Source organism: Fibrobacter sp. UWB7, from assembly GCF_900142945.1.
Lineage (GTDB): Bacteria > Fibrobacterota > Fibrobacteria > Fibrobacterales > Fibrobacteraceae > Fibrobacter.
In genome coordinates, this window is record NZ_FRCO01000004.1 from 12,646 (window position 1) to 25,326 (window position 12,681).

At 47.3% G+C, this 12,681-nt stretch carries 9 protein-coding genes; 3 read left to right on the plus strand and 6 right to left on the minus strand.

Features of this window, described 5'->3' with window-relative positions:
- The first annotated feature begins 165 nt into the window (after positions 1–165).
- A complete protein-coding gene (locus BUC30_RS11740; protein WP_073425041.1) occupies positions 166–981 on the plus strand; it encodes a hypothetical protein in 816 nt (271 codons plus the stop codon).
- 128 nt (positions 982–1,109) lie between these two features.
- Here the strand turns inward: BUC30_RS11740 and BUC30_RS11745 are convergent, their stop codons facing one another.
- The 3 genes from BUC30_RS11745 to BUC30_RS11755 form a co-directional block, all read right to left on the minus strand.
- Complete coding sequence (locus BUC30_RS11745; RefSeq protein ID WP_170861543.1) at positions 1,110–1,820, minus strand: queuosine precursor transporter; 711 nt, start codon at positions 1,818–1,820, stop codon at positions 1,110–1,112.
- Positions 1,821–1,822: 2 nt separating this feature from the next.
- Entirely contained in the window at positions 1,823–2,299 is a 477-nt protein-coding gene (queF, locus tag BUC30_RS11750; protein WP_072827383.1) for a preQ(1) synthase, read from the minus strand.
- Between the two features lie 91 nt (positions 2,300–2,390).
- Positions 2,391–4,634: a fibrobacter succinogenes major paralogous domain-containing protein gene (locus BUC30_RS11755; RefSeq protein ID WP_073425042.1), complete on the minus strand. Its 2,244-nt coding sequence runs from the start codon at positions 4,632–4,634 to the stop codon at positions 2,391–2,393.
- Positions 4,635–4,795: 161 nt separating this feature from the next.
- Here BUC30_RS11755 and BUC30_RS11760 point away from each other — a divergent pair, with 161 nt between their 5' ends.
- On the plus strand, positions 4,796–7,087 hold the full coding sequence (locus BUC30_RS11760) for an endo-1,4-beta-xylanase (protein WP_073425043.1): 2,292 nt from the start codon (positions 4,796–4,798) through the stop codon (positions 7,085–7,087).
- A 79-nt stretch (positions 7,088–7,166) separates the two neighbouring features.
- Positions 7,167–9,707 carry a DNA gyrase/topoisomerase IV subunit A gene (locus tag BUC30_RS11765; protein WP_073425044.1) on the plus strand — a complete coding sequence of 847 codons (2,541 nt, stop codon included), beginning with the start codon at positions 7,167–7,169 and terminating at the stop codon, positions 9,705–9,707.
- Between the two features lie 163 nt (positions 9,708–9,870).
- Here the strand turns inward: BUC30_RS11765 and ftsE are convergent, their stop codons facing one another.
- The 3 genes from ftsE to BUC30_RS11780 are packed head-to-tail and all read right to left on the minus strand — an operon-like array spanning position 9,871 to position 12,648.
- Positions 9,871–10,560 (minus strand): cell division ATP-binding protein FtsE, encoded by a 690-nt coding sequence (ftsE, locus tag BUC30_RS11770; protein WP_073425045.1) that lies wholly within the window; start codon positions 10,558–10,560, stop codon positions 9,871–9,873.
- A 1-nt stretch (position 10,561) separates the two neighbouring features.
- Entirely contained in the window at positions 10,562–11,845 is a 1,284-nt protein-coding gene (locus BUC30_RS11775; protein ID WP_073425046.1) for a peptidylprolyl isomerase, read from the minus strand.
- A complete protein-coding gene (locus BUC30_RS11780; RefSeq protein ID WP_244536614.1) occupies positions 11,845–12,648 on the minus strand; it encodes a hypothetical protein in 804 nt (267 codons plus the stop codon). Before BUC30_RS11780 ends, BUC30_RS11775 begins: the two co-directional genes overlap by 1 nt.
- Positions 12,649–12,681: the final 33 nt, after the last annotated feature.

Here is a 12,681-nt window from a genome sequence, read left to right on the forward strand (position 1 = left end):
TTTGGGTTTAATGGTAACAATATACAAATTTAAAGTTTAAAAAGATTTAAGCGCCATCACAAGGCGGCAAAACCTGGCAAAAACTGCCCATTTGTGTAGTTTACGTATATTTATAAAATTTTTACAATTCATCAAATTCAAAAAATACCCCTACCAGGAACTTTTATGGGAAAAACAATTATTTCGCTCGCATTAGTCGCAGCTTTTGCCCTCCCCTCCTTCGCGCAAGACATCATCTCCATGAAAAACGGAACCCGCGAAGAAGCAAACGTCCTCGAAATTGACGAAACAACGGTTCGCTATAAGAAATTCAACAATCCCGAAGGCCCAACCTACACAGCAAAGAAAGAATCTATCAGCGAAATCACGTACAAGAACGGAACCAAAGAGAATTTTGACAACACCCCTCCAAAGCTTTCCCCAGAGAAAGATCCAAACTCCGTTTGGTGGACAAAAGCTAAAGAAACAAAACTCGGTTTTTGGATGGATCCGCTAGGTTTGGCTCAATGGGGACCGATGGTCGGCGTTTCAATCCGTGTCGGGAGTAATTTTGACGTTAAGGCTCATGTGAGATACTACAACCGCGACTTCCCTCTACGCGACGTTTTTAGCTCTTATTCTTATTCGTACGATCAGGGGTTCGGCTTTGGATTGGAATTCAGCAAGCTCATCGCTACAACCCATGGAAATTGGCATACAGGTCTTTTGTTTGAAATTGCAGCATTGAGTGCTTGGGGCACATATGATTTCTTATTCACAGATAGATACGACTCTTCCCACAATTCTGAATATAAATACATAAAACTCAATTTACCAGTCACTCAATACACATTCGCCTTAACAGGTGGTTACACGCTACGTTTTAACAGCGGATTTTTCATCGACGGTTCACTCCAATCAGGCGTAACAGTCCAAACAGTTGGTGATACCGAAGATTTTTTCTACGCCGATGCCAGTCTAAAACTCGGATACGAATTCTAAACAACATTATTCCCGCGAAAGCGGGATTTTTTTTGCTCTATAAAAAGGCGATCCCGGCACTAAGGCCGGGATGACAATGTGCGACGAGATGGCTCTGGATCCCGTCGCGACGCTCCAGGATGACAAGCCTAATCTTTCAGCAGTTCCGGGTGTTTTTCGGAGATGCGGCGGGCAAGGTACACAAACGGAGTATCCATAAGCGTCGTAATGACAAAGATGCCGTAGCCGAACACGAGAATTTCGCCAATGGTATTCCACGGGAAAACGCCCGCAAACGCAAGCAAATTGAACACGAACACATTCATGAGCTGGCTTACAAGAGTCGAACCATTGTTACGGACCCACAAGTACGCTTTTTTATCCTTAAACTTTTTTTCAGTCCACTTCCACCAAGCGTGATAAGCCCAGACATCGAACATTTCGCAAATTGCGTATGCAAACAAGCTCGCGAGCATCACGCGCGGCGTATTCGAGAACACCATACGGATCGGTTCCGCCATCGTATCGCCATCGGCGGGAATGTACAAGAACCAGCTCTGCGAAATGAGAATAAACGTCACATTCGCGAGAATGCCGATTTTCACGCAGCGGCTGGCCTCTTTTTTGCCAAAGACCTCGCTCATGATGTCCGTCGCGAGGAAGGAGGATGCGAAAATAACGTTGCCGAGCGTCGTGTCGAGGCCAAAGGCGTGCACAAGAATTAAGACTTCGATATTTGCGGCAATTGTCGCAATGACGGTCCAAGCGAAAATGCCCTGCTTACCGAAAAAACGGAAAAAAGCAACCAAGCCTCCAAAGAACACGAAAATGGAGGCTATCATAAGGAGTTCGTTTTGCACGATTACTTTCTCCTATCGATAGCGGCGAAGAGGCGCGTCTTGGCGATAGCTTCGAATTCAGTACCCGGCTTGCCATAGTTTGCAAACGGATAAAGAGAAATGCCACCGCGCGGCATAAAGATGCCTTCGACTTCGATGTACTTCGGATCCAAAAGCTTCACCAAGTCCTTCATGATGATGTTCACGCAGTCTTCGTGGAAATCCCCGTGATTGCGGAACGAGAACATGTAAAGCTTGAGCGACTTGGATTCCACCAAATACTGGTCCGGAATGTAGTTGATCTTGATTTCGGCAAAGTCCGGCTGACCGGTTTTCGGGCAAAGGCTCGTGAATTCCGGGCAGTTGAACGTGACCATATAATCGTTACCCGGATGCTTGTTCGGGAACTTTTCGAGCACTTCGGGGCTGTAAGTGGTCTTGTACTGGGTTTTGTTGTTGCCCAAGAGCGTAACACCTTCGAGTTCAGCTTCTGAACGCATAAAGTCTCCTAGTTTTGTTTTAAGTCAGGATGGGTTTCGAACTGACCGATCTGAGCGCAAAGATAGAAAAATTCGCACTTCAAAAAAAGGACTACTCTTCGGATTCATCCTCAGTCTTTACGCAGCGAACAGAAAATCCACGTTCCTTTTCGTTATAAACACTAGCAGTCATCGACATATAATCTCTTCTATAATCAAAGAAGACATAAACCGCTAAATTAAATTCTTTACCTTCCTCGGCAGACCAGAAGTTCGCAAACAAACCGTCATCATCAAATTCCGTTTGACTGAAATCCGCATGAGCATCGGCATATCTTCCATAATAGGCGCCCACCGGAATTACAGAAAATCCATAGGGATCTGTCGACGGCTTATAGCTTGAAGCTTTCCAACCCTTAGATGACATCAAAAGTCCCGAAGAACCGTCAACCTTTTTTACATAATCTGCTAAAGTACGCCATTCAGTAGAATCAGGGATATGCCAACCATCTGGGCAAATTCCCTGATGCGGATATTGAATATCTTTATCATACCAACTGAGTCTATACTTCGTAGAGATATTCATCGCAGCGGTCCACGAATAAAGCCTACCTCCAACATCGCAGTTTTTATCTTCTTCCTGATAGCACTTGGCATTACCGACCAAATTATAATTATCCTTATCGTAATAGTTCAGATTTTCAGCCATCCAAGTCTGAGTACCAATAACGACCGTCTTATATTCCTTACCATCACGGGTATCCTTTAACTTGCCGTAATCCACTTCATCATTCATGTAGTATTCTTTCGGATGGTCGTAAGTCGTTGCTGGGCGCCAATATCCATTGCCCCCATCGCAGATATAAATTTCATTGCGCGGGGTCGTCATAAACTCTCCAGCCCTCTTGGCAGTACAAGCTCTTTCATAAAGTTTTTCAGTGGAGAACATCATTCGCCATACATTATCTTCACAGACATAGTATTCACCGAGATTCTTGCTATTACCATTTTTCAGCTGAACATAATCACCATCATTTTCATCCGTGCACGCACCGAAGCCATATGCTTCACCAACAAACAAGCTTACATACTTTTCGAATGCCGGTACTTGAGGATTGATCTCTTCGAGCATCTGGCGAATGCCGACCATCCCATACGAATAGGACATAATCCAGTCTGCCATAGAAACTCGCATTTTTTCACTGTTGTCCCAAGTGCCATCTTCTTCAATATTATTAGCAATGCTCGTAAGACGACTCAACAAATCCGTTTCTTCCAAATCTCCCTGCAAAAGAATCGATACGGCAAGCAATTTGGCATCGTCCGATGTTTTACCAAAAATCGTCAAATCCTCAAAAGGATGGTTAGCACCACCAAAACCAAAAGCCTTCATGATTTCCTGTTCAGCGGCAGCCTTTGCCGCAGGAACATTTTTATACTCGCCACTCTTGGTAAAAAGATAGACCACACGCTTATAAGCCAAATGCATCAGCACATTGATGTTTACGCTTTCTCGATCTTTCAAGTCAACAATACCACGCAAAGTCACCGGCGATGTTGAATTTTTAAACAAGTTTTCATTATAGTAATTGCCATTGACTTGTAACTGAGCATATTGACTAGACAACGTAACCTTTGGAGAGGTATAGCCCCCCTGTTTACCAGTCACTTCCCATTCAAAGTTCGTTCCGGTTAAATCAAGCTCACCATCAAGTTCAGACAATTTAACGGTACTTCCCACCGCAAAAGGTCCCTTTTCAGCAACCCCCTTAAAGGATTTCTTATTAATTGCAATCGTCTTTACATTTTCTCCAGAACCAACAACACTAGAACTCGATTCAGGTGTGACACTAGAACTTGATTTTTGCGAACTACTAGACTTTTGAGAACTACTGGACTTATCGCGAGAATCAGAAGAAACTGCCTTAGACGACGAGGATTTTTTGTCGCCTGAATCAGACGAAGTTATCTTCGATGACGAAGAACTGTTCTTAGAAGAAGAGGATTTATCCTTAGACCCAGCCGATTCTTCCTTAGACGAAGAGGAGCTATTCTTCGAATCGGAGGATTTCTTTGAAGACGAAGAAGTCTTTTCATCACTGGAACTAGATAATTTCTCAACTTTTTCCCACTTTTTATCTAGGCAACGATAGTCTATTTCTTCATCCTCAACAAAAATGACAGAGCCATCCCTATCGGATGTACACTTACCTAAGTCAAAAATAGACTCCACGCTTGATCCGTCCGCAGGAACATTATTGGATACGGAAGAAGGTTCAGACGGGGATTCTTCACCGCAGCCCACTAAAAGTAATGCCGAGATAAACGGAAGCAATGCAAGTCTATTCTTTTTCATATTATCCCTAAATTGAGTATACAAAGCAATGTATATTTACGTGGATTTATGCAATAATAGATATTTTGTCAATGAAAGATTTCTAGATAAGAGTAATTTTCCTACGTTTTCGAGGTAGTTTTATTATTACATGCTGTAGCCATCAAAAATCTGGGGTTGTCATGAATAAAATTTCAACGATGTTTAAGGCATTTTCATTAGCCATTGCCGCATCAACATTTTCTTTTGCGGGTGTAGGCATGGCCGATGGTGCTGCAAAATTTCTTGGCAATACCACAACTTTTGGCGAAATCCCTGATGATTTTGGCACATACTGGAACCAGATTACTGCCGAGAACGAGTGCGTTTGGGGCCATGTCGAAAAAACGCGTGGTGAGTACGACTGGACGGGTTGCGACCTCGCCTATAACTGGGCAAGAAAGAACAAGGCTATTTTCTCGTTTCACACCCTGTTGTGGGGTTCGCAAAAGCCGCAGTGGTTGGGAAAGACTCTCGACGCTAGCGAAACAAAAAAGGCTTGGACTGATTGGATTGATGCGGTTAAAGAACGTTATCCCGACCTCGAAATGATTGAAGTGGTAAACGAAGCCGTCAAAATCAACAACAACAACTATCACTCTGGATATACCAACAGCAATCTGGTTGAAGCCCTTGGCGGCGATAGCGGAAACTACGAATTCGTGGTCACGGCTTTTAAAATGGCACGTGAACGCTGGCCCAAAGCCATCCTAATTTACAATGACTACAATACAATCCAATGGAATAAGGAGCTAGCCATAGACCTTGTTAAGAAAATCAAGGCCCAGGGTGCGCCGATTGATGCCTTTGGAATGCAGTTTCACGAAACAACCACACAAGGGAGCGGCAAACGCAAGTGCTTGCATTTCTCCGTCCTCAAACGCGCACTTAACGATGCACACGAACAAACGGGCCTTCCCATATACATTACACAATACGATGTCGGAGACAAGGACGATAATCTTCAGAAAAAGTGCTACATAGAGCATATTCCGCTCTTGATGGAAACAGAATACGTGAAGGGCATTACCCTTTGGGGCTACATTTACGGCAAAACTTGGTTGGAGGAGGGTAATTCCGGCCTTATTAAAAACGGTGTAGAGCGCCCGGCATTAACCTGGCTCAAGGAATATTTCAAGGATTCGAGAGTTCGTCGCTATATGCTAGGCCTTGCCAACGGTGCAGAAAAACGTCTAGGTAATGTCATTGTCGATGGTCAATCCATTCCCGAAGATTATGAGGACTACTGGAATGAAATTACTACGGATAACGCGTGCACATGGATTGCCGTCGAAAAGGAACGCGGCAATTACGATTTTTCAAAATGCGATGCCGTTCATCAATGGACTGTCTTAAATCGATGGGATACTCGCATGCCCTTCAAGTTCCGCAATCTGCTGAAAGGGACGCATTTGCCACATTGGCTGAATGGGCTCGACGTGAACGAAACCAAGGAAGCCATTACGGCTTGGTTTGACGCAGTTGCCAAGCATTATCCCGAAATTCACCAGATTGAAGTTGTCGATGGAGCGGTCCGTAATAGCACAGGTCACTATCATTCCGGATTTGATGCCTACAACAACGTAATTGAGGCTCTCGGCGGCGACGATGGCGACTACAAGTTTGTGACCACGGCCTTCAATATGGCTCGTAAACGCTGGCCTTATGCGACCCTGATTTACAACGATTATGACGAAATGCGTTGGGAAAACGATCCGACGGTTAATCTCATTCTGAAACTTCAAGAACAAAATGCGGCTATCGATGCATTTGGATTGCAGGCAGCAAACTGGATGATCCAAGGTTCTGGCCCTGAGATAAAGTGCATTGCCGGGAGTACAATACGGGACGGCATTCAAAAAATTTACGACAAGATAAAGATTCCCTTGCTCATTACAGAATACAGCATCGGTACGGATGATGACAACCTTCAGAAAGCTTGCTTTGCAGAACATATTCCCGTTTTCATGGAATCGGAATATGTTGCGGGAGTCACTCTCTGGGGCTACATTTACGGGGAAACGCCGCGGATGAGCCCCACAAATACAGGCCTCATCAAAGATGGAAAAAATCGCCCTGCTATGGACTGGCTTGAACAATATTTCATTAAGCACTGGGCAGACAGCAAGAACATGTGGTCCCGAGGCATCACGAGACATCCGCTGGATTCGCTTGATTCAATCGCTTTGGAACCGCCGATAGCCATTGACGATAACGGCGGCAAATTCGGCAACAAGATTCGCTTAGAGCAGAGCTCGCTGCAAAATTACGATGTATTTGATGTGCAAGGCGTACGCTTGGGCAAGCTCTCGGCCTACGGCTTTAGCGATGCATCAACAATGCTCAAGTCCGCCAGCACCGTAAAAACCTCGGGAATCTACTTCTTGCGCAACCGCACCACCGGCAAAATGCAAAGCGTTAGAGTCGCGAGATAAGGACAGTTGCACCGCAACATTTTGCCCTAATGAGCACTACAAAATTTTCTGACAGGAAATTTTTACTACATTTCGAGCCATGAATCAAGAAACACCCGATACTACTCTAGGTTTATCTAACGTCAATCACCTAGAACGACTTTATGACGGCTGGTTCCTCGATTACGCCAGCTATGTGATTTTGGACCGTGCGGTCCCATATTTTGAAGATGGCCTGAAGCCTGTTCAGCGCCGTATTTTGCATTCCATGTTCGAAAACCACGACGGACGCTACCAGAAGGTGGCAACAATCGTCGGTCGAACGATGGCTTACCACCCGCATGGTGACGCCTCCATTGGCGATGCACTTGTGGGCCTCGGTCAGAAGAATTTGCTCATCGACACCCAGGGTAACTGGGGTAACCCCTACACGGGCGACCGCGCTGCAGCCCCCCGTTATATCGAAGGCCGCCTCACGCCATTCGCTGTCGATGTCGTATTCAACCCCGAAACAACGGAATGGATCCCGAGTTATGACGGCCGTAGCGAAGAACCGGTCACGCTCCCGGTCAAGTTCCCGTTGCTTTTGGCTCAGGGCGTCGACGGTATCGCAGTCGGTCTTTCGACTTCCATCCTCCCCCACAACTTCCGCGAGCTCTGCGAAGCTAGCATCGCCTGCCTGCGCGGCAAGAAGTTTACGCTTTACCCGGACTTTTTCACGGGTGGCATTATCGACGTCACGGACTACAACGACGGTCAACGCGGGGGCAAGGTCAAGGTCCGCGCGAAGATTGAAAAGGTCGACAACAAGACGCTCGCCATCCGCGAAATTCCGTATGGCACCACGACCGTGAGCCTCATCGAAAGCATTGTCAAGGCAAACGACAAGGGCAAAATCAAGATCAAGCACGTGGATGACAACACGAGCCAGGGCGTCGAAATTCTCGTGCACTTGCAGCCGGGGACGGACCCGCAGGTCGCCATCGATGCGCTTTACGCCTTTACGGACTGCGAAAAGTCGCTCTCTCCTTGCACGTGCGTCATTATCGACAAGCACCCGAAATTTGTCGGTGTTTCTGACATCTTGAAGCTCAACACGGAACACACCGTGAAGCTTTTGGAATGGGAACTCGCCAACGAACTCAAGCACCTCGAAGACAAGTGGCACATGACCACGCTCGAAAAAATATTCATCGAGAAGGAAGTCTATGAGGTCATCAAGAAGGCGAAGGACCGTGAACAAATTATCCGCCTCGTTCGCGAAGGCCTCACGCCGTACCTCAAGCGTCTGCATCGTCAGACCGTTACGGACGAGGAAATCGGCAAGCTCATTGAAATTCCGATCCGCCGCATAAGCCATTACGACCGCGAAAAGGCCGACCAGCTCTTGAAGGAACTCGAAGAGAGCATCGCGACCTGCAAATACAACCAGGAACATATCATTGACTACGCCGTGAACCACTTCAAGAACATCTTGAAGAAGTACGGCGAAGGCAAGGAACGCCGCACGCAGATTGCCGAATTCGGTAAGGTAAATGCCGTACACGTGGCACTTGCAAACCAGAAGCTTTACGTGAACCGCAAGGAAGGCTTCGTGGGCACAGGCATGAAGAAGGAAGAATACCTCTTCGACGTGTCGGAATACGATGACTTGATCGTGTTCAAGGCCGACGGAAGCTTCAAGGTCGTGAAGGTCAGCGACAAGGACTTTGTCGGTAAGGACATCATTCTCGTTGAAAAGTTCAACAAGGACGACGAACGCCATATCTATAACGTCATCCACCAGGATGGCAAGGATGGCTACGCTTACATCAAGCGTTTCAACGTCGGCGGCGTGACTCGCGACAAGGATTACTACATGGGCAAGAACAAGCCCGGTAGCAAGATTCTTTACATGTCGAGCAACATGAACGGCGAAGCCGAAGTGGTCGAAGTCATCTTGAAGCCGCGTCCGCGCATCAAGCTGAACTTTGAAGTGGACTTCAGCGAAGTCGAAGTCAAGGGCCGTGGCGCTCTCGGCAATATCGTTTCGAAGTACCCGGTCAAAACGGTCAAGAGACTCCGCAAGGGCGTTTCGACACTTGGCGCAAGAGTGCTTTACTTCGACGCTCCGAGCGGTATCGTCTCGACGCAGAAGAAGGGCGATTGCCTCGGTGAGTTTGGCGAAAACGACAAGTTGCTCATCATCAAGCAAGATGGTAGCGCTCGCGTCCACAACATGGCAGACCCGATTCTCGTCGGTTCGAACATCAAGTACCTGCACAAGTACGACCCGGCACAGGTCTTTACGGTGCTCTACTTCGAAGGCTCGAATTTCAACTACATGGTCAAGCGCTTCAACCTTGAAGGCTGCCCCATGACGACGGAATTCAGCGTTGTTTCTGACCACAAGGACACGAAGTTCATCGAGCTCTTTGCAACTGATGACGCACGCGAACTGATGGAATACCAGGTCGGTCGTGAAGTCCAGAAGGAAGAACTCGACTTGACGGAAATTGCGGAAGTCAAGGGCTACAAGGCTCTCGGAAGCAAGTTCACCGCCAAAAAGATCAAGCGCGTGAGCCGCATTTCGCCGGCAGACCCGTTTAGCGACGGAAGCGGTGAAAGCGAAGGTTCTAGCGAAGATCCGAGCTTGTTCTAGGGAACGCTTATTCTAGGAAATGTGCCCCGCGGATGCGGGGCATTTCTTTTCTTAAAACATGATGGTAATCCCGGAACTGAGTCCGGGATGACAATGCAATTAAACAAAGTGTTTATGATGTCATGCCGCACTTGTTGCGGCATCGCCTTTTTTAATCGATGTTTTAAAGAATATCTCTGTTAAGCAATTCGCCGTGGCTGAGTTCAAGGCGACGGAACGGGCTGTTCAAATAAAAGTCCGGGTTATGCGTTGCCATGAGGATGGTTGTTCCGCGGGCGTTGATTTCCTTGAAAATGCAGAAGACTTCTTCAGCGTTTTTCGGGTCCAAGTTACCGGTCGGTTCGTCCGCCAAAAGCAAATACGGGTTGTGCACCATCGCACGGGCAATCGCCACGCGCTGCTGTTCACCGCCCGAGAGCGTGTAAGGCATTGCAAAGCGCTTTTGGCTAATGCCCACGAGCGCAAGCGCGTCAAAAACAGCCGCATTAATCTTGTTGCTCGGAGTACCCACAATGCGGAGCGCCAGAGCCACATTTTCAAAAACATTGCGGTCCGGCAACAGCTTAAAGTCCTGGAAAATAATTCCCATCTTGCGGCGGAGCGCCTGGATTCTATCGTCCGGCGTGTTCTTGCTATCGTACAAGACGTTGTCCGAGAACTTGACCATCACTTGGCCACCACGCTGTTCGTCCGGACGTTCGTCCATGTAGATGAGTTTCAGCACCGTCGACTTTCCGGCGCCGGAATGCCCCGTCAAGAAAACAAACTCGCCCTTGTTAATACGGAAAGTGACGTTGTTCAACGCCTTCCAGTTGGCTTCGTAAGATTTCGTGACGTGAGTAAAATGGATCATATTATTCCGTCATTCTGATTTCGACGAGAACTTCCTTGCGCCACTTCTGGATGAGCTTCTGGAGCTTTTCATTTTCCAAGTGAGTGGCAGCCATCATTTCAATCTTGCCGTAATCTTCTTCGAGCGTGAGTTCGCGCACCTGGCGGGAATCGTCGAGACGGAACAAGTGATAAGCGCCATCAATAATGACCGGTTCAGAAATTTCACCGACGTTCAAATTGGCAACCGGATCCACATAAGCGGGTTCCATTTCGTTACGCTGGAACCAGCCAAGCAAACCACCCTGGAAGTTGCTGGATTTGTCTTCACTGTACTTCTTTGCTGCCTTGGCAAATTCATCCTTCGTCTTAATATTCTTGCGGAGCGAATCGGCGAGAGCAACGACTGCAGCAGTATCCTTTGCGGTCGGAATCGTGCGCAAGAGAATTTGCGCAGAGCGAACGCCATCTTCCTTACGGCCAAGCACACGGGCAATGTGCCAACCCAGGTCCGTCTTGACCGGAGTCGAGGCATAGTGACCGTTCTTCAAATGTTCAATAGCCTTTTCGAAAGCAGGGTCCAAGAGACCACGCTTAAAGTAACCGAGATCGCCACCCTTTGCAGCAGAGCTGTCCTGCGAATGGCGCTGAGCCAAAAGTTCAAATTTGATACCGAAGTTGAGACTATCAATCAAAGATTCAGCCACATGCTTCACAGAATCCACAATCATGGAATCCGGTTTCACAGGAATCTGGATATGGCTTAGCAAAACGCAGTTGAACTGGCGCGGGAGCGAATCCTTGTAATCCTTATAGAACAAATCCACTTCTTTCTTGGTCGGGTGGATCGTGCCCACATGAAGCTGGCGCACACGGGAAATTTCCATGTGGTTGCGAATCTGCTTACCGAGCTGTTCGCGATACTGAATCATCGAAAGACCGAGCTGGGCACGTACAGCCTTTTCGAGCGTTGCCATATCAATTTTCTGGCTTGCGGCAATAGACTGAAGGTGCGAAGTCACACGCTGGTCCACTTCGTTTTCCGAAATCACAATCGAATCGCGGTCAATGCGGCTGAGCAAAACCTTTTCTTCAATCATGCGATCCAGCACTGCATCTTTCTGCTGCTGTTCAGTCATATTTGCAGCTTCGGGTGTTTCCTGGAACCTGTAAAGGTTGTTCATGAACTCCGAACGCATAATCGGCTTGCCATCGACAACAGCCGCAATCCCCTCCATCAACACAGGCTCAGCAAAGCAGCCAACAGAGAGGGCAAAAACTAAAGAGGCAATTCGATTACTGATCATTATCTTTCCTTTTCACTAAATACGTTCATCTTCGTAATTATGGGAATTCCCGTTTTCCATTCATCCTTGAGGCGTTTCACAACCGTATTCTGGTGTTCCACCCAAGCATGCATAGAGACATCTTCAATCACTTCGTCAAGCGGACGGGCATCAGCGGAGTCCAGGCGGTTTGTCACCACGGCAATCTTAGCGGCGCCATCGCAAACCTTCATCGGAGTAATGCGGCCCACCACAGCTCGACGAATAGACGGAATCATGCACGGGTCCGGAGTCACATCGACACCATCAAATTCTCTCATGCGCTTTACCAAGCGATGGTTAGGCGGAATCGATTCAAACTTGGTATTCTTGAACTCTTTATAATACAGCACCGCAGACTTCCAGTCGGCAAAGGTGAGAATTGCACCCGAGACCGAAGTTTTCCCATTCAAATACAAGTTCTGGTTCTTATGGTAAAAGTCAATCTTTTCGACATCGCTTACAATCATCGTATCGAGATAAGTCTGCATGAAATAATCAGCAACGATTTTGCGCTTTGTGCGTTCAATCATACGGATGAGCACAGAATCTTGCAATGCGCCATTTTTTACCGCCTGCTGATAAACGAGTTCTTCATCAATCCAACGCTGCAAAAAGAGAATGCGCTCGCGGTCGCCCCAGGAATCCCAATCGGGAGCGTACGTGTAAAGCTCCGACTGGTGCAACTTGGAATCGCCCACAGTAACAACGACAGGGTCTTTTGTCTTACAGCCAGCCATCATCGCCAAGCTGAGGACAAGCAATATGCGAATAAGAGATTTCATCGCGACAAATTTAGCAAATCTCGAGGTCGAGAG